The organism is Sphingomonas sp. Root710 (assembly GCF_001429065.1).
Taxonomy (GTDB): domain Bacteria; phylum Pseudomonadota; class Alphaproteobacteria; order Sphingomonadales; family Sphingomonadaceae; genus Rhizorhabdus.
Map to the genome: position 1 here is coordinate 1,223,480 of NZ_LMIB01000001.1, position 17,340 is coordinate 1,240,819.

General features: G+C 64.4%; 14 protein-coding genes. 8 read left to right on the forward strand and 6 right to left on the reverse strand.

The annotated features are described in order from the left end of the window. Window positions 1-32: 32 nt before the first annotated feature. The 4 genes from ASE00_RS05695 to ASE00_RS05710 all read left to right on the forward strand — a co-directional run bounded on the left by ASE00_RS05695 (window position 33) and on the right by ASE00_RS05710 (window position 4,661). Complete coding sequence (locus ASE00_RS05695; protein WP_056378173.1) at window positions 33-1,550, forward strand: exopolysaccharide biosynthesis polyprenyl glycosylphosphotransferase; 1,518 nt, start codon at window positions 33-35, stop codon at window positions 1,548-1,550. 70 nt (window positions 1,551-1,620) lie between these two features. Beyond that, window positions 1,621-2,187 (forward strand): polysaccharide biosynthesis/export family protein, encoded by a 567-nt coding sequence (locus ASE00_RS05700; RefSeq protein ID WP_235538543.1) that lies wholly within the window; start codon window positions 1,621-1,623, stop codon window positions 2,185-2,187. A gap of 10 nt (window positions 2,188-2,197) precedes the next feature. Continuing rightward, entirely contained in the window at window positions 2,198-3,526 is a 1,329-nt protein-coding gene (locus tag ASE00_RS05705) for an O-antigen ligase family protein (protein WP_056378175.1), read from the forward strand. Window positions 3,527-3,560: 34 nt separating this feature from the next. Next, window positions 3,561-4,661 (forward strand): acyltransferase family protein, encoded by a 1,101-nt coding sequence (locus tag ASE00_RS05710; protein ID WP_056378176.1) that lies wholly within the window; start codon window positions 3,561-3,563, stop codon window positions 4,659-4,661. Window positions 4,662-4,663: 2 nt separating this feature from the next. On the opposite strand, the gene ASE00_RS05715 is transcribed toward ASE00_RS05710, so the two are convergent. Genes ASE00_RS05715 through ASE00_RS05725 form a run of 3 tightly spaced genes read right to left on the reverse strand, consistent with a single transcriptional unit; the run spans window position 4,664 to window position 9,719 of the window. After that, window positions 4,664-5,923 carry an outer membrane beta-barrel protein gene (locus ASE00_RS05715; protein WP_056378177.1) on the reverse strand — a complete coding sequence of 420 codons (1,260 nt, stop codon included), beginning with the start codon at window positions 5,921-5,923 and terminating at the stop codon, window positions 4,664-4,666. Window positions 5,924-5,966: 43 nt separating this feature from the next. Further along, entirely contained in the window at window positions 5,967-8,102 is a 2,136-nt protein-coding gene (locus tag ASE00_RS05720; RefSeq protein ID WP_056378178.1) for a GumC family protein, read from the reverse strand. Between the two features lie 57 nt (window positions 8,103-8,159). Further along, window positions 8,160-9,719 carry a lipopolysaccharide biosynthesis protein gene (locus tag ASE00_RS05725; protein ID WP_082594479.1) on the reverse strand — a complete coding sequence of 520 codons (1,560 nt, stop codon included), beginning with the start codon at window positions 9,717-9,719 and terminating at the stop codon, window positions 8,160-8,162. A gap of 234 nt (window positions 9,720-9,953) precedes the next feature. On the opposite strand from ASE00_RS05725, the gene ASE00_RS05730 reads away from it, so the two are divergent. Continuing rightward, window positions 9,954-11,198 (forward strand): glycosyltransferase family 2 protein, encoded by a 1,245-nt coding sequence (locus tag ASE00_RS05730; protein WP_056378180.1) that lies wholly within the window; start codon window positions 9,954-9,956, stop codon window positions 11,196-11,198. Here the strand turns inward: ASE00_RS05730 and ASE00_RS05735 are convergent. Together ASE00_RS05735 and ASE00_RS05740 are read right to left on the reverse strand one after the other, a co-directional pair. Continuing rightward, window positions 11,191-12,780 (reverse strand): GMC oxidoreductase, encoded by a 1,590-nt coding sequence (locus ASE00_RS05735; RefSeq protein WP_056378181.1) that lies wholly within the window; start codon window positions 12,778-12,780, stop codon window positions 11,191-11,193. The genes ASE00_RS05730 and ASE00_RS05735 overlap by 8 nt on opposite strands. 63 nt (window positions 12,781-12,843) lie before the next feature. After that, the gene (locus tag ASE00_RS05740; protein ID WP_235538544.1) at window positions 12,844-13,821 is read right to left on the reverse strand and encodes a glycosyltransferase family 2 protein; all 978 of its coding nucleotides are present in this window, start codon (window positions 13,819-13,821) and stop codon (window positions 12,844-12,846) included. A gap of 196 nt (window positions 13,822-14,017) precedes the next feature. Between ASE00_RS05740 and ASE00_RS05745 the strand changes: the two genes are divergently transcribed. From ASE00_RS05745 to ASE00_RS05755, 3 genes are read left to right on the forward strand one after another with little or no spacing between them, the layout of a single operon-like run. After that, window positions 14,018-15,139, forward strand: a complete 1,122-nt coding sequence (locus ASE00_RS05745; RefSeq protein ID WP_056378183.1) for a hypothetical protein — start codon at window positions 14,018-14,020, stop codon at window positions 15,137-15,139. Continuing rightward, the gene (locus ASE00_RS05750; RefSeq protein WP_056378184.1) at window positions 15,136-16,146 is read left to right on the forward strand and encodes a glycosyltransferase family 2 protein; all 1,011 of its coding nucleotides are present in this window, start codon (window positions 15,136-15,138) and stop codon (window positions 16,144-16,146) included. The genes ASE00_RS05745 and ASE00_RS05750 overlap by 4 nt, the downstream gene beginning before the upstream one ends. Then, complete coding sequence (locus tag ASE00_RS05755; protein WP_056378185.1) at window positions 16,143-17,174, forward strand: acyltransferase family protein; 1,032 nt, start codon at window positions 16,143-16,145, stop codon at window positions 17,172-17,174. The genes ASE00_RS05750 and ASE00_RS05755 overlap by 4 nt, the downstream gene beginning before the upstream one ends. On the opposite strand, the gene ASE00_RS23310 is transcribed toward ASE00_RS05755, so the two are convergent. Then, window positions 17,171-17,329, reverse strand: coding sequence for a hypothetical protein (locus tag ASE00_RS23310; RefSeq protein ID WP_156405283.1), 159 nt, complete (start codon window positions 17,327-17,329; stop codon window positions 17,171-17,173). The two genes, ASE00_RS05755 and ASE00_RS23310, sit on opposite strands and share 4 nt — an antisense overlap. Between the last annotated feature and the right edge of the window lie 11 nt (window positions 17,330-17,340).

A 17,340-nucleotide genomic window follows, 5' to 3' on the forward strand; every position in this document is an offset into this window, starting at 1 on the left:
CTCGCGTCGATGCGGGTTTAGGGAGATTCTCAATGCTTCGTTCGACGATGCACCTCCGGCTGCAGCCCAGTAATGACGTTGCCAGCACGCCGCTGCGTCCCGACGAGATCATCGGTGATGCGTCGGCAGGTGCTGCTGGCCCGGCTCCGCTTCGCAAGAAGGGGCTTTCCTTTCACATCGCCCGCGACACGCGGCGCGCGTGCGAGTTTGCCGCGCTCGCCGCATCACTGATGTTCAGCGCCTCGCTATTTCCGAATTGGATCATCTATCAGCCGAACAGCGTCTTCTGGGGAACGATGCTGTGGCTGGCCACCTATGCCGGGCTGTGTGCCGTCGGCCGCGATTCGCCGCTCGACTGCATGACCGACCGGTTGGCGCAAAAGATCGGCTATTGGCTCAAGGCGGCTGGTGCGATGATTGTCGTCGCCTTCCTGACCAAGGATCATCTCGAGCTGTCACGCATGTGGCTCGGCACCGGCATCGTGACCGGCTGCGGCGTCATCTTCATCGTTATGGCGCTGTCCGAGCAATTGTCCGCCTCGCTTCACCGCAGCGGCACGCTCGGGGACCGGCTCGCCATCTACGGCACCAACGGGCGGATCGAGCATCTGCTCAACATTCTTCAGAAGAATGACCGCCGGTTCCAGATCGACAGCATCTATGGCGAAAATGACGATGTCGAAGTCGCGGCACCCGATCGGATCGATGTGCGTTGTGGCCTCGACGATCTGATCGCCCGGGCCCGCGCCGGACATATCGACGCGATCCTACTGAACCTGCCCTGGAGCGACCAGGGGGTGATCGAACAGGTCGTCCGCAGGTTGGAAGAGGTGAATGTCGACGTCATGATCGTGCCATCGGAATTACAGCTGGCCCGCCGGACGATGCGAATCGAACGATGCGGCCCTTTTGCTACTATCGCCCTCTATCAGCGCCCGATGCAGGGTATCGGTGCGCTGGTTAAGATCGCGATCGACCGCACCGTCGCCGCCCTCGCCCTGCTTTTTTTCGGACCGCTGATGCTGTTCTGCGCGCTCGCCATCTGGATCGAGTCGCCCGGCCCCGTGCTGTTCCGGCAAAAGCGCCGCGGCATGAACAACGAACCCTTCACGATGTTCAAGTTTCGCAGCATGCATCTCGAAGCGACCGACCAGAATGCCGACCGCCTGGTGACGCGCGGCGATTCGCGGGTGACTAAAGTTGGCGCGTTCCTCCGCCGCTCGAGCATCGACGAGCTGCCACAGCTGATCAATATTCTGCGTGGCGACATGTCGCTCGTCGGGCCCCGCCCCCACGCCTATGGCGCGAAGGCGGCGGACCGTCTCTATGAGGAAGTGGTCGCGCGCTATCCGGCACGGCATCGGGTGCTCCCCGGCCTCACCGGTCTTGCCCAGGTCCGCGGCTATCGCGGCAATACCCTCCGCGAGGAGGACATCATAAGGCGGATCGACAGCGACCTCGAATATATCGAACGCTGGTCGATCTCTCTCGACCTGATCATCATAGCAAGGACGGCGATCACCCTGTTTTTCCACAAACAGGCCTATTGATCGGAGGGGACCGCCCAAGCCCGAAACGGGAAAGGGTATAAGAATGACATTGCCTCTGTTGGCGGCGCCGATGCGCCTTTTCAAAATCGCTCTTCTCCTGCTGATGAGCATCGGCCTGGCCGTGCCGGCGGCGGCAGTCGACAATCAAGCGGCAGCCCCGGTTTCCGCCGAAGCACCGGCCTATATTCTGGGGACCGGCGACAAGGTCCGGATCAGTGTCTTCGGCGAACCCAAGATGGACGGAGAGTATGTCGTCAGCAGCACCGGGGTGATTTCCTTCCCCCTGATCGGCAATATTCCGGCGCGCGGACACACGGTGGAGGCCGTGCAGGAAGATATCCGCGCCAAGCTGGCCTCTGGCTATCTGAAGGATCCGCGGGTCGCCGCCGAGGTGCTGAACTATCGCCCCTTCTACATATTGGGCGAGATCAACAAGCCCGGCGAATATCCCTTCGTCAACGGCATCACCGTCCAGCAGGCGGTGGCGATGGCGGGCGGCTTCAGCTACCGCGCAAATACCCGTCGCGTCTTCATAAAGCGTGCGCTCGACACCTCGGAACGCCCCGTCGATATCAAGGGCATCGCAGTGACGCTGGCCCCGGGGGATACGATCCGCGTCGGAGAACGCTTCTTCTAGGAGCCGTCCCATGGCCACCCTTGCGTTGCCGGCGCGGCTGACAGCGCCGACGGATATGCGCGGCATTCGGGCCGCCAAAGGCTATGATATCTTCTTCGGCTATGCCGCGATCAGCCTGATGCTGTTCGTGCCGCAGCTGAAGTCGCTCACGCCGCTGCTGCTGCTCGGACTGCTTGCCATTCACGTCGTCTGGCGGCGCGAGGATCTGCCCCGGATGCTCGCCTCGTCGGCACCCTATCTGCTGCTGCCCGCCTTCGCGCTGGCATCCTGGCTGTGGTCCGTCGATTCCTATGCGACCCGCTATTATGGGCTGCAATTCCTGATCACCGCGTTGATCGGTTGCATCATCGGAGCGGGGCTGGACCGGAAAGCCGCTACACGCGGCGTGTTCCTAGCGTTTGCGATATATGGGATCGCGGCGATTATCTTCGGGCGCAGCGTCACATGGGGTGGCGGAGCGATGGGCAATTCGGCCTTCGCCGGGCTTGCCCAGGCCAAGAACACGGCGGGCGACTGCGCCGCCGTCGGGTTGATCCTGTCGATAACGATATTAATCGACTCGATCGAGGAGCGGAAGCGCCTGTTTATCATGCTGGCGCTGGGCGGCGTCGCGGTACAACTCCAGGCGCTGATCGCCGCGCGATCGGCAGGCGCGATCATGGCGGTCGGGATCGCCCTGCCCCTGCTCATGCTGTGGAATTTCTCCCGGCTATTCTCGCGGCCTGCGCGCGTCGTCACTGCGATCGTGGCGATCATCTCGATCGCGACGGCGGTGCTTACCCAGAAGATCTGGCTGCAACCGTTGATCAACCAGCTGTCGACGGCGATGGGCAAGGACAGCACCCTGACCGGGCGCGTCTATCTTTGGGATCGGGCCGCAGCGTTGATCCACGAGCGGCCGCTGCTGGGCCTCGGCTACAACGCCTTCTGGCGGCGTGGCAATCTCGACGCCGAAGGGCTCTGGCGTCATGCGGGTATCACCTCGCGTTCGGGCTTCAACTTCCACAGCACACCGACCGAACTGATGGTCCATTTCGGCATGATCGGCATGATCCTGTTCGCCGCGACCTTCGCGATTCTCGCGGTGCTGCTGCTGCTCCGGACGATGATCCGCCCCAATGCGATCATGGTCGGCTGGTGCGCGCTGCTGACTTACGAGATCGTCCGGATGCCGTTCGAATCGATCGGCACCGGTCCGTTCCACTACACCACCTCGCTCATTGCCGCCGCGCTGGTCATCGGCATGGGCTGGCTCGACGGCAACACCGCTGAAGCCGTACGGCCAAGCATCTTCCGCGGCGAGCGGCGGCGGGTGATCGTCGCCCAGAGGGTTCATTGACAGCGCGCGGACGCGCGACTTGCCGGTGACCCGGATGGGACCTGACATATCGGATTCGATCCGGGTCGCGCGGGTGATCGGCATATTGGGCCTGGTCATGATCCACGTCCCGCCCTGGCGCATCGACCTCGGCGATCCCCCCCGGTCAATCGAGGCGTTCGACCTGTTCTTCCTCTATTGTCAGGAACTGTTTGGCCGGGCCAGCGTGCCGCTGCTCAGCGTCATCTCGGGCTATCTGATGGTTCAGCAGCACGGCGCGATGAACGCCGCCACGCGACTTCGCAAAAAGGCCCGTTCGCTGCTCATACCGTTGGTCGGGTGGAACCTGATCGCCGTCCTCCTCACCACGGCGCTGACCCGGCATGCTCCTTACACAACCGTGGGTGAATGGACGAACGGGCTGCTTGCGATCAGCAAAGAGCCGGCAATCCGCCCGCTATATTTTCTGCGCGACATTTTCCTGTGTGCGCTGCTCTTCCCGTTGATCCGCCTCGCGATTGATCGCGCGCCGGTAGCGACGCTGACGCTGGTGGCGATCGTGTCGCTAGCGGGGTGGACCTATCCGCTGTTTATCGGATCGGGTCCGCTGCTGTTCTTCACGGCGGGCGTCGCGATCGCGCTGGGCAAATTGTCGGCCGAACCCGATCCCCGGCAGAAGCGCCTGCTCATGATCGCCGCCTTGCTCGTGCCGGGCTTCACGGCGGCCGTGATGGTCGAGATGCTGGTCGGGCCCGCGAGCGCTGGTTGGTTGCAACTCGCCTTCACGATCGGCCTTATCGTCGAGCGTATCTGCGTCGCCTGGTTCGTCTGGATCGTCGCGCGCTGGACCTTGCGGCAGCGGTGGAACCCGCTGATCCAGGCGATCGAACCCTATATCTTCATCATCTTCTGTTCGCATGTGCTGTGGCTGGCGCTGGCCTGGCACCTGCTGGAAGCGGCAGGGATCAGCTACGATCACCCGCTCTACCCATTGTTCTTCGCAACCGCGCCGCTTCAGGCGCTGCTCGCCGGCCTTGGCGCGGCGATGATCCTTCGGCGGATATCTCCTGCGCTGCTCGGGCTGTTATGTGGAGGACGGGTTCCACCCCGGACCGACTGGAGCGCGGCCCGGCGCCCCGTGCGGAACCCGTCCTGAGTTCAGCGCTTCAGAGTGAGCGCAACGAACACCCGGTTGGAACTGTAGCGGATCACATTGGCAGATGAACTGCGCTTTTCATAAGAATAGCCGCCGCGAAGCTCCATATAGCGGTTCATCAGATAGCGGACGCCAAGATTGGCCTCATATTCCCGGCTGTTCGGGCTGAGTCCCGCCGGGTTGATGCGCGCGTAACGAACGCCGCCGGAAAGGATCACGTAGCGCAGCAGTTCGTGGTCGACGTTGGCGGTGAACTCGCTGCGCAGATTGCCGGCGGTGGTCTGTGAACTCGTCTCGTCGACGCTCCGCTCGGCGGTCAGCCGGAAGGTGGTGAGCGGGGTAACGTTCCACAAAATGTCCGCGCCATAGGACAGCCCGCTCGTGTCGCGAAGCTTAATGTCCTTATATTTCTGGCGCATATAGCCGGCGCGGATGTTGCCGTAGATCAGCCGGGTAAGTTCGAGGCCAAGGCCGGCCTCCGCCCGGAATCCCGTGCTGCTGCGGTCGGTCTGGGTGAAGGGGTCGAAGCCCGGGTCGCCGGGGCGGAGATCGTAGGTGCGCCGCTCCCCTTGTACCCGCACGAACGCCGTCGTGCCCGAGCGCAGCCGATAGGAGACCTGCCCGGTCGCGATCCGCATCTTGAAGTTGCGAAAATCGAGATCGATCGGGTTGCCCAAAGGATCGACGGCATCGTCATATTTCAGCCGCCGATATTCGCCGCGCCCGAGCAGAACGAAGTCGCCGACTTCCTGCTCTAGGCCCAACGACGCTGCGGCGCGGTCATATTTGACCGGCGTGCGCGAGCCGGTGAAGCTGGACAGGCTGGCACGATTTTCCGCCCGATGTTCATAGCTGCCGCCAAGGCGGATGCGCGTGCGCCGGGTGACGTCGAGCACACCGCGGCCCGTAGCGCCATATTGGCTGCTATCCTCGCTCCCCAGCTTGTTGTGGAAGCTGCGCCCATAATAGAAGCGCGTGTCGAAGGCATGGCGCGAGAAGTCGCTGCGCACCCGGACCTCCGGCTCGACATAGAAGATGGTGTCGCCGCGCTTGCCGGCCGGGCTCGCAAGGACGTTGTCGTCATATTCGACCCGCCCGGTTACGCTCGGATAAACGAAGACCGATCCGGCGCGGATGCCCAGCGCGTCGAACGCCGGCCGCGGGCGATCGGCTACCCCGACATTCGGGGGAACGTCTTGAGCCTGGGCGACCGAGCCCAGGGCCGTGCCCGAGAGCACGGCCAATATCGCAACCTTTCGCATGGAACCTCCTCTGGATGGGTTTTTGCCTGCCCCCAAAGGCTGTTCAGTTCTGGTAATAGCCCGAGAATTTCTTGTGGTAGCCGTAGACGTCGCTCTGGCCGGTGCTGGCGTAGCGGCGGATGTCGACCTGGGTCAGCGCCAGCCCTGCCACATTGGCGTTGGCATCGAGCAGCAGCTCGATCGCGGCCTCGGCGGCGTTGATCGATGTCTTGCTCCAGCGGGTGATCACCAGCACGCTGTCGGCCGCTGCCGCCACCGCACGCGCATCGGCGACGCCGAGGACCGGCGCAGTATCGATGACGATGAACTCGAAGCGCTCCTTGAGCTGCTTGATCAGCTTGTCGAGATTGGCGGGCGTCAGCGGATCAAAGGTGGTCGCAGGCGATTCCGATGTTCCCAACACATACAGCCCGCTCGCCTCGTCGAGCACCAGAGCATCCTCGAGCCGCGCCTCGCCAGTCAGCACCTCGACCAGCCCGGCCCTGGGCTCGCGCAGCAACAGGCTGCTGGTACCGCGACGGCGAAGGTCGCAGTCGACGAGGACGGTGCTGGTCCCCGAAAGCGCAGCGGTCCGCGCGAGGCAGACGGAGGTCGTGGTCTTGCCCTCCTGCGGCAACGGCGACGAGATGGCGAGCGCCCGGGCGCGGCTGCGGAGCGCGACGAAGGCCCGCAGGCTGCGGAAGGATTCGGCGAAGGACGAGAAGGGATGCGAGACGATATAGTCTTGCGGCGCCTCGGTCTCCCGCATGCCGCTCAGCGTCGATTCCAGGCTGGGCACCGCGCCGGCATAGCGGACGCGCAGGCGGCGCTCGACGTCGTTCTTGGTCTGGACGCCGCGCTGGAGATATTCGGCAAGGCCGACCGCAATCAGCCCCGCGACGAGCGCGGCGATGATTCCGAACAGCGTCGCGATCGGATAATTGGGCGAATCGGGGAGCGCAGGTACGGTGCCGAAAGATGAGATCCGCGCGTCCGGCTGCTGCAGGCCCTCCTGCGCCGCCGTCTCCTTGGAGCGGTTGAGGAAAGCTTCGTAGATCTGCTTGCTCGCCTCGGCGCGCCGTTCGAGCTCCATATAACCGACCTGCGCCGTGCTGTTCGAAGCGAGCGCCCCCCGCGCCGACGACTGGCTGCCCTGAAGTGATCCGAGACGCGACGAAGCGACCCGCACATCCGCCTCGAGGCTCGACAGGATGCGGTTGATCTCCTGCTGGATCTGCGCGCGGATATCGGCGAGCTGGCTCTTCGCGGTTTGGACGTCGGGATAAAGCGGCCCGTAACGCGCTTCGAGCTGCGCCAGATTCTGGCTTGCCTCGGCCTCGCGGGCGCGCAGCCCGCCGACCGTTCCCGAGCCGAGCGCCGCGCCGACATCGGCGCCGCCGCCGCCGCGCGACAGCTGCGCACGCGCGGCCGACAGGCGGCCCTGCTTTTCGGCAAGATCGGCGCGGGCGAGCGAAATCTGCTGGTTGAGCGACGAGACCTCCTGCTCGGCCATCGTCGCGCCCTGCGCGCTCATGAGGCCGTTGCGGACCTTGTAGTTCTGAAGGGCGGCGTCGGCGGCACCGGCCGCGTTGCGAAGCTCGGCGAGACGCTGGTTCAGCCAGACATTCGCGGAGCGCGTCGCACCGACCTTGGCGTCCTTCTGGCTGGCGACATATTGGCGCGCGACGGTGTTGGCGATCGCGGCGGCCAGGTCCGGATTGTCCGAGCTGGCAGTGATGTCGATGACGTAGGTCAGGCCGGCGCGCACCACGGCGATGTTCCGGGACAGCTTCGCGGCGGCGCGCTCCAGCTGGGTCTCGGTCGCGATCGGGCCCATGTCATAGCCCTGACGATTCAGGTCGGTGACGACTCGCATGGCGAGCGTCGGCGAGGTGATCATGCGGACTTCGGTGTCGACGACGTCGCTCTGGGCGGGAAGGTCCGGCACCACCGAATCGACCTTGATGACGTCGTTCTTGCGCGGTTCGATCACGACGCTGGCAGTGCTGGTATAGACCGGCATCATCGTCAGCGTACGCAGAGCCACAAGGGCGAGCACCGCCGCCCCGACGCAGAGAAAGAGCCACAGGTGACGCCTGAAAACCATCCACATATGGCCGGGGTCCGGCAGCAGTCCCTTCAGGCGGCTGCCTTCAGGACGGGCCTCGAGCGTCGGGAATTCCTGCACATGCTCTGTCATGACCGACTATCAACCTCCACTGAACCTTTGGGCCCCCCTCCCTATTGCACTAAAAAATCAATCCACTGTGGCGCGCGCCACGCTCCCGCTGCGTCCGTCGCCGCGCCGGCTCATCCCGTCGCCTTTACGAAAACGGCCGAGCCGCGCGCCAAGCAGGCGTGCCGCCTCAGCCAAGCTTTCCCGGCCGCCGACGCAGGTGGCGAGCAACGTCCAGAAGCAACCGAATGCGAGGAATCCGCCCAGCACGATCTCCGGCAAATGGACCGCGCCAGACATGTTTCGATAAAGATACAAGGCGGCTAAAGTTCCCGCGAGTGCGAACGCAAACGGTTTCACGATCTCGAGGAGGTCGCGGTGGCGCACGGGCCCTGTGCGGCCGACCCACCACCACAGCACCGGCATACGGATCAGAAGGTCGCTTAGGGCATAGGCAGCTGCAACGCCGATTGCGCCCCAGGGCAATCCGATCGCGAAGGCCCCGATACTGGTGACCATGTTGAATACGCCCCAGCGCCCGAAATCGCCGCCGCGCTTCTGACTGATGAACAGCCAGCCAAAGGTGGCGCTCATCGGCTGGTGCAGCGCCGCGATCGCCAGCCAGGTGAAGATCGCCGCTGCGGGCGCCCAGCGGTCGCCCATCAGCAGGACGATCAGCGGCTTCGCGAACATGAGCATGAAGGCGACGCCTGGGACGGTGAACAGCAGCATCAGCCGTAACGTCCGGCTATAGGCATGCCGATAGCGGTGCGGCTCGTCATGGAGCTTCGCGAGAACCGGCACCATCACCCGGCCGATCGGATTGTTGATCTGCTGAAGCGGGAAGAGGAGCAGCTTGTAGGCCCGATCATAGAAACCGAGCTGCACCGCGCCGGCCCAGCGGCCGATCATCACATTGTCCAGATTGCGCGCGAAGAAATTGGTCAGCGTGAAGGTCGACAAGCCCGCACCGAGCCGAAGCAAGTCGCGGACTTCGGCGAAAGGCGCTGGCCGTCCGGGCCGCCAGCGCGCCAGGCTCCATGCGCCGATCAACCCCACCGTCATGCTCGCCAGCACAGAAGCGACCAGCGCCCAGATTCCGGGCATGACGAGCGCGACCACGACCGCGGCAGCGAAGCCCAGAAGCGTCGACGCGACATCGATCAGCGCGACCGCGCCGAAACGCAACGACTTGGACAGCCAAGCAAAATGCTGGGTCGCCAGACCGGAAATCAGCACCGTCGCGGCCAGCGCCAGCGCCGGCGCCAGCAGCTTCGGTTCGCCGAAAAACCAGGCGATCAGCGGCGCGCACACAGCGAACAGCACGGCCAGCAGCATCGACAGCCCGGCGTTGATCCAGAACATCGTGCTGACTTGTTCATCGGTCAGATCGCCGCTGGCGACGACGGCCTGCGACAGGCCGATGTCCTGCACCATCATCACGAAAGCTGCGACCGGCATCAGCATTGCGAAAAGGCCGAAGTCAACAGGTGCGAGGAGCCGTGCCAGAATCACGACGGATAGTAATTGTGTAAGGAACTTTATGGCTTGAGCGCCACCAACAGCCACCGTTCCATGAACAGCACTGCGCCGAAGATTAGTAGTTGGTTCGGAAGACCCCTTCACCGGCCCAGTCCGCATGGCAGTTCACCACCTTTTCGGCTAGTGTTTACTGCCCCCGGCAATCAGTTATATTCGCACTGCAGCATAAAACCATCTTTTTTTAAGCGGAGCGCTGAATTAGATTTTTGAGCCGGACTTATAAGGCTTTGCGCCGCTAATCGGCGGCGGCGCAGGGGGGCAAAGCGTCGAATCGTTACGGATAGGATTGAAATTCAACCCGAATCGCCCTCGGGGAGGCGTGATAGCGGAGACATGATGTTGACGACCCCAGACGACACTTCCCCCCTGCCGGTGACGGTGCTGATGCCCACCTTCAACCGGGCGCATTATCTCGCCGAGGCGCTCGAAAGCGTGCTGGGGCAGCAGCCCCCTCCCGCCGAAGTGATCGTGATCGACGATGGCTCTGAAGATGATACGGCGGTGGTGGTCGAACGCTTCCTGCCGCGGATCCGCTATATACGGCAGGACAACGCCGGAAAGGCGACCGCCCTAAACAACGGCCTCTCCCACGCCACGCAGGAGTTCGTCTGGATCTTCGACGACGACGACATCGCGGCGGCGGGCACGCTCGCAGCGCTGCATCAGGCGCTCGCGGATCACCCCGAGGCGGGCTATTCCTACGGCCTGTGCGACAAATTCTTCGGTGAGTGGCCGAACGACGCGCGCGAGCGCAACACCGCCTATGCCTCCGACGAACGCGCTGCCCTCTATGTGCGGCTGATGGAGGATTTCTTCATCTGGCAGGGTGCGATGCTGGCGCGGCGGAGCTGTTATGACGTCGTCGGACCGTTCGATACCCGGCTAGCACGATCGCAGGATTATGAGATGGCGTTGCGGCTGGGCCGCAACTTTCCGGGCATTGCGGTGCCGATCGTCGCGTTCCATCAGCGCCATCACCAGGGGGTGCGCGGGCCGAAGAACGCCAGCGTGAAGGCGCATGAGGTCGAGCAAGCCTGGCGGAAATATAACCACCTTATCTTCCGGGAAATCTATTTCAGCCACCAGCTCCACGAGTTCTACATCGGCGGCGCCGGGGCGCTGACCGACCGCCAGCTGCTCACCGCGCGCATCCAGCGCGGCAGTATCATGGCGCGCAAGGGCCTATGGGACCTGGCCGTAGCCGATTTCCAGCAGGCCGCCCATGAAGCCGCCGCGCTCGGCGTATCGACATTGTGCGGGCAGGAATTGTCGGCGCTGCGCCGGATCTTCCAGCGTGGAGCGCGCTCGATCTTCCAGAACCGCGACGAGGCGCAGCGCTTCTTCGGCGCGATTGCCGGCTTCCCCAGGCCGCTGCGCGGGGCGATCGAAGGCAATCTGCTGCTGCCGGTCACCTATCGGATGCGCCGGCTGACCGGGGTGACCGACCGCAAGTTCGAACTGGGCCAGTTGGGCATGATGGCACGCCACCTGCTGCGGCGGACGGCGATCAAGCCCTATCTCGACGCACGCCGAACCGACCAGGGCATGTATGGGGTGCGGCCGCTGCTGGTCAGTTGAGCCGCATCTGCGCACCGATCCGATCGGCGAGCCGCAACGCCAGCGCGACGATGGTGAAGGTCGGGTTGGCATGGCCGCCGGTCGGCATCACCGACGCGCCTGAAACATGGAGATTGGCCATGCGGTGAACCCGGCAGTCGGCATTGACGACGCCGGTTGCCGGGCTGTCCGACATCCTTGTCGCGCCGATATGATGATAGCTTTCCAGCAGATGCTCGCGCGTCAGGCCGCCGGTATGGTCGAGATCGTTGATCGGAACGAAGGCACCCCAGCCATGGCGGGCGAACATGTCACGAATACGGCCAGAGAAATGCGCCACGGTGCGCCGCTCGATATCCGCGATCCGCCAGTCGACGCGCACCTTGTGCAGGCCGAACAAGTCCTTCTCATTAGACAGCGCGACCCGGCTCGCGGGATCGGGCGCCTGCTCGACATCGACGACGATAGTCGCGACCGGATCGGCCAGCAAGGGATGGACCCCTCGGGCGTAGCGCCAGACCTCCCGGCAAAGCCCAGCCGGGCGTATGCCGTGGGATGGCATGGTCAGCCTTATGTCGCGCAAAGGCGATCCCGCGCGAAGCTGCTGGATCGCATAGCGTAATGAGCCGGCGCGTGGTGCGTAGCGGATGATGGCGCTCGCGTTCAACAGCCGCTCGCTGCGCTGCTGCCGGTCGCTCAATGCGAAGCCGGTCTCATATTCGGTGCCGCTGCGCACCGAGAAACGGTTGAGCAGATTCTGCAGCGCGACCCCGGCAGGGTTCAGCGATACTTCGGCCACGCGAACCCGTGGATGCTGCATGAAATAGCGCCCTGCGATGCCCTCGATCGAACGCAGCGGCCCTTCCGCATTGATCGCCGCGTTCAGCAGCAACCGGGCATTCTCGATGCCGCCGCAGCACAGGATGAAATGCTGCGCCTGCACCCGCACCGATCCGCCGGTCGAGGAGGTGGCGACGACGGCGTGGACTCGGCTGTCATGGGGGCTGTCCTCGATGCGTGTCAGGCTGGCATGGAGAAACAGGCTGGCGGTGCGCGACCGCTTGAGCAGGGCCAGATAGCGTTCGCCCCAATCCTGATAGCGATTTCGCCCCTTCGGCGCGAAACGCCACAGGAAGGGCGTCACCGCCTCGTCATCCGGCAGGCCGAGCGTCGCCAGCCGTTCGAAGGCGGGCACCGAGGGACGCCAGGGCTCGGTGAAGCCGCACATCGCCTCGGCTGAACGATAATAGGGTTTCAGATCGTCCAGTCCGATCGGCCAGCCGCTCCGCGGCACCCAGTCGCGGCGCTCGAAATCGATGGGATCGAGCTCGGCGCAGCGGCCGGTCCAGCTGCCGGTCGCGCCGCCCAGGCGGCGGAAGCGCCCCTCCTCGATCTTGACGGGCTCACCGATCGACTCGCCGGTGAGCAGTGCCTGCTGCTCCTGCTCGAGCTTCATTCCACCCGCTTCGAGCAGGCAGACCTCGATGCCACGGTCGAGCAATGACTTGGCGATGGTGACGCCCGCCGCCCCACCGCCGATGATACAGATGCCGGTCGTCACCGACAGGCGGCTTCCCGCCACCTCGCTCAAATCAACGATCATCGCTTTCCCTGTTCAGATGACGGCGCTTCCTTCCAATGTCGGCCGCCCCGGCGGCTCGCCCCCTCATCCAAACAGATAGCGTGGTATCTGTTCGGCTTTCGGCGTCCGCATGGGGCGCCGGGAAAACTTGTCCCTCGCTATGTCGCAAGCGATTCCGAACAGCATCTTCGGCCGCGCCGCATAGTTCCACAACGCGTGCGCCAGCCCCCCTTCATGCTTGCGGTCAAGAAAATCGCGATGGCCAAGCTTGCGCAGGACGTGGTCGCGGTGCTGCAGCAAAAGCCGCCGTTCCGCGGCTGACAAAGCCGGCTCACGCAACAGCCCCTCATGCGCCGCTGCCAGTGCCGCCAGATCGGCGGTGCGATGCCGCCCGCTCAACGAATGGGGCCGCTCGACCGCGACATAGCCACATTGGCCGACCAGCCGGAAGCTGCCGCCCGCCGCCAATATGCGGCAATAGAGGATGAAATCCTCGCCCAGCCGCAACGTCTCGTCATAACCGATCCCCGCGCGCTCGAGCATATCGCGGCGGATCACCGGCTTCAGGAAGCCGAGCTCGCCGCGTGGGACGTCGGCGCGCGGGATGTTGCCGCCGATGAAGTCGGCCAGGCTCATCCTGTGGTCACCCGACGCGAAATCGCGCAGCTGGTGGAAGGCGAAGCCGGGCACCGCGGGTTCGGGCACGAAGGCGATATTGTCGGCGATCACGTCCCAGCCCGATACCGCCAGCAGCCGCGCGAAGCGGCCGGGCACGATGAAGTCGTCCGCGTCGAGGATCGAGACCAGCGTGCCGCGGCTCGAACGCAACGCCAGGTTCCGCGCCGCCGAGGGACCGCGGTTAACGTCGTGCCGCAGGATCTTCAGCCGGCCGCTGCCATCGTCCGCCGACGCCGCGCATATGGAGGTGCCATCCGACGACGCATCATCGACCACGACGACCTCGCAAACCTCCGGCTCGCGCAGCGCCGAGGCGACGGCCCGCGCTATCGTTCGTTCACCATTATAAGCGGCGATGATCACGCAGACGGTCTGGGATGGCATTTCTGCAAGCATATACAAATACAGATCAGGCACAGGCTCGAAACCCTTCGCCCGGCCCGCTAAAATACACGGATCGTCGAAGAAGAGCGCGGCGTTGACAGATCTTCGTTTCTTGCCGCAACATGGATAGTGCAGTGCAATAAGGGGAATCGGGCGACACGGGGGATCAAAGCGGGGGGCCGCGAAAGGATCCAGGTTGAAGGTCGCCTATTTCGTTCATGACCTGCATGACGCCGCCGTGGCACGGCGGGTCTCGATGATGCAGGCCGCCGGGCTCGATCCGGTGATATTGGGTTTCCGGCGCAGCGACGCCATTCCGACAGATATTGGCGGCGCTCCGGTCGTCGATCTCGGCCGCACCGCAGACGCCAGACTCGCCCAGCGCGCCGCCGCGATCCTGCGCAACCGATTGTTCGGCGGGCGCATCCGCGAGGCGGTGCAGGGATGCGCGATCATCGTCGCGCGCAACCTGGAATCGCTGATTCTGGCTGTTGGAGCGATGGGAAAACGCCGCAGCGCGCGGCTGGTCTACGAATGCCTGGACATCCACCGGACCCTGCTCGGGCGGCGGTGGACGCATCGACTGATCCAGTCGATCGAGCGCGCTTATCTGCGGCGGATCGACCTGCTGATCACCAGTTCACCCGCCTTCCTGTCCAACTATTTCCTGCCACGCATGGATCCCGTGGAGCCCCCGCTGCTTCTGGAAAACAAGGTCCTGCGGATCATGCGGCCCTCGACGCGTCCGAACCTCGTCCGCGAGGCCGGTCCACCCTGGACGATCGGATGGCTTGGCATGTTGCGATGCCGCAAATCGCTCGAAATTCTCACATCGCTGGTCGTCGGCTCGGCCGGGCGCATCAAAGTTCTGATCGCCGGGAAGCCAGCTTATTCGGAGATAGAGGATTTCGACTCGGCGGTTTCGGGAATCGATGGACTGGAATATTTCGGCGCATATCGCCCGGACGATTTGGCAGAACTGTATCGGCGAACACACTTTACTTGGGCGATCGACTATTTCGAAGAGGGCCTGAACTCCGCCTGGCTGCTACCCAACCGGCTTTATGAAGGGAGCTTCCACGGATCGATACCGATCGCACTGCGCCAGGTGGAAACCGGGGCCTGGCTCCTCAATCACAATGCGGGCGTGCTCGTCGACGATCCGCTACGCGACCTGCCCCTGTTCTTCGGGCCGCTCGACATACCGGCCTATGAGGCCGAACGAGCGCGCGTGGATCGCATTCCCACGGCGGATCTGGTGACCCGCCAGCTCGACTGCGACCGTATGGCCGCTGCGATGATGGGACGCGCGGGATGACCAGCCTCGCTGCCGACGCCCGCGAGGTGCTGATCGTCGTCCCCTGCCTCAACGAGGAAACCAATCTGCCGCGGCTGCTCTACCAGCTGCTCGCCGATGCCAACGGCGCCGACATCGTCATCGCCGACGGCGGCAGCACCGACGCGAGCCGTGAGATCGTTTACGATTATCAACGTGACCATCCCAATCTCCACCTGCTCGACAATCCGCGCCGCATCCAGAGCGCTGGGGTCAACCTCGCCGTCACAACGATGGGACGCGACAAGCGCTGGCTGCTGCGCATCGACGCCCATTGCGATTATCCACCGGGCTATATGGCCGGGTTGCTCGACAGCGCGGCGCGCCGGGACGCGAGCTCGGTCGTGGTGCCGATGGTCACCCAAGGCCGTCATTGCTTCCAGCGCGCCTGCGCCTTCGCGCAGAATTCGCTGATCGGCACCGGCGGGTCGCCGCACCGCCACGTCGGCGAGGGCCGCTATGTCGATCACGGCCATCATGCGCTGATGCGGATCGACCTGTTCCTGGCGGTGGGCGGGTATCGCGAAAGCCAGAGCCATAACGAGGACGCCGAGCTCGACCTGCGCCTCCAGGCCGCCGGGGGGCGGATCTGGCTCGAACCCAGTCAGGCGATCATCTATCACCCCCGGCGGACGCCGCTGGCGCTGCTCCGCCAATATTTCCGCTATGGCGAGGGGCGGGCGAAGACGATGCGGCTCCACGGCACAAGGCTCAAGGCGCGGCAGGCCATGCCGCTGCTGGTCCCCGTCGCGCTGCTGTTGCTGCTGCTCGCGCCCCTCCACCCGACCTTCGCCCTACCGGCACTGGGCTGGGCGTCGATCTGCCTGCTCTACGGCCTGATGATCGGCGTCAGGGCGCGATCCGGTTGCGCGGCAGCAAGCGGGATCGCGGCAATGATCATGCATCTCGGCTGGGGCAGCGGCTATCTCTGGCAGCAGTTCCAGCCTCGGCCCGCGGACCGGCATTTGCCCGCGCTGGTGCTGCGGTGAAACAGCCCGCTCTCGAAGGCGCGCCGCCGCACATAACCGCCGCCGCCCGGTCAGCAGTCGACCGGGTCCAGGTCACACGCGGCATCGCCTGCATGTTGCTCGTTCTGTTCCATGTGGTCGGCGGCAATCCCAATGACGGGTTGCGTATCGCCGATGGCACGGTCACCCGGCAAATCCTCGACGTGCTGATCTATATCCGGATGCCGCTGTTCGCCTTCATTTCCGGCTATGTCTATGCGCTGAAACCGCTCGATCCCGCGGCCCCGCGGCCTTTCCTGCAAGGCAAGCTGCGGCGGCTGGCTTTGCCGCTGCTGTCGGTGACCACGCTCTTCTATCTGGTCGCGCTGGCACGCGCGCCGATGCCGCCGGGCCCCGCCGCCCTCGGGCTGCTCCACGCCTATTTCTTTTCCTATGAGATTTACTGGTTCCTGCAGGCGATGCTGCTGATCTTCCTGATTCTGCCGCTGCTCGAACGCTATCTGCTCGGCCATTGGCAAGGGGTTATGATCGCCGTGCTGGTCGCCTTCGCGCTCACCGTGCCCACCGAACCGCTCGATTTCCTGTCGATCAACGGGGCGATGTTCCTAGGCCCCTTCTTCTTTATCGGCATCGCTTCCCGGCGCCTCTTCGGCGCGTTCACGCCCAAGCAGACGATCATCCTCACGCTCGTCCTGTGCGCGGCGCTGGCGCTGCACATCCACAATGTCGCGACGATGCCGCCGCATATGGGCGCGCGTCGCGGCACCATCCTGTCGCTGGTGATTGGCGGTCTCGCCCCGCTGCTGCTGGTCGCCCATGCTCCGCGCATCGCCCTGCTCGCGAAGATCGGCCATGCCTCCTTCGCGATCTTTCTGTTCCACATCTTCTTCGTGGTGGGCACACGGCTGCTGCTGAGCCATATAGGCATCGGCGATCTGGCGGTGCACCTGATCGTCGGGCTGGCCGCCGCGATCGCGGGGCCGATGCTGCTGCAATCGATATTGGTGCGCTGGACGATGAGCCGAAGACTGTTCCTCGGGCTGCGTTAGCTGACGATCAGCCGGCCCGCGATGATCACAGGGACCCAGGCCAGCGCGCCGAGCGCGACCATCGTCAGCGCGCGCCGCGCGGGATGCCAGCGTCCATCGTGCGACGGCGCGGCGGCGGTGCGGCTCCGGGCAATGGCGATAACGGTCGCAGGCATGGCATTCTCCC

Excerpts from the sequence above, each read along its gene's own strand:
- ASE00_RS05695 (WP_056378173.1), top strand. The coding sequence starts at position 33 with ATGCTTCGTTCGACGATGCACCTCCGGCTGCAGCCCAGTAATGACGTT.
- ASE00_RS05700 (WP_235538543.1), top strand. The coding sequence starts at position 1,621 with ATGCGCCTTTTCAAAATCGCTCTTCTCCTGCTGATGAGCATCGGCCTG.
- ASE00_RS05705 (WP_056378175.1), top strand. The coding sequence starts at position 2,198 with ATGGCCACCCTTGCGTTGCCGGCGCGGCTGACAGCGCCGACGGATATG.
- ASE00_RS05710 (WP_056378176.1), top strand. The coding sequence starts at position 3,561 with ATGGGACCTGACATATCGGATTCGATCCGGGTCGCGCGGGTGATCGGC.
- ASE00_RS05715 (WP_056378177.1), bottom strand. The coding sequence starts at position 5,923 with ATGCGAAAGGTTGCGATATTGGCCGTGCTCTCGGGCACGGCCCTGGGC.
- ASE00_RS05720 (WP_056378178.1), bottom strand. The coding sequence starts at position 8,102 with ATGACAGAGCATGTGCAGGAATTCCCGACGCTCGAGGCCCGTCCTGAA.
- ASE00_RS05725 (WP_082594479.1), bottom strand. The coding sequence starts at position 9,719 with ATGCGGACTGGGCCGGTGAAGGGGTCTTCCGAACCAACTACTAATCTT.
- ASE00_RS05730 (WP_056378180.1), top strand. The coding sequence starts at position 9,954 with ATGATGTTGACGACCCCAGACGACACTTCCCCCCTGCCGGTGACGGTG.
- ASE00_RS05735 (WP_056378181.1), bottom strand. The coding sequence starts at position 12,780 with ATGATCGTTGATTTGAGCGAGGTGGCGGGAAGCCGCCTGTCGGTGACG.
- ASE00_RS05740 (WP_235538544.1), bottom strand. The coding sequence starts at position 13,821 with ATGCCATCCCAGACCGTCTGCGTGATCATCGCCGCTTATAATGGTGAA.
- ASE00_RS05750 (WP_056378184.1), top strand. The coding sequence starts at position 15,136 with ATGACCAGCCTCGCTGCCGACGCCCGCGAGGTGCTGATCGTCGTCCCC.
- ASE00_RS23310 (WP_156405283.1), bottom strand. The coding sequence starts at position 17,329 with ATGCCTGCGACCGTTATCGCCATTGCCCGGAGCCGCACCGCCGCCGCG.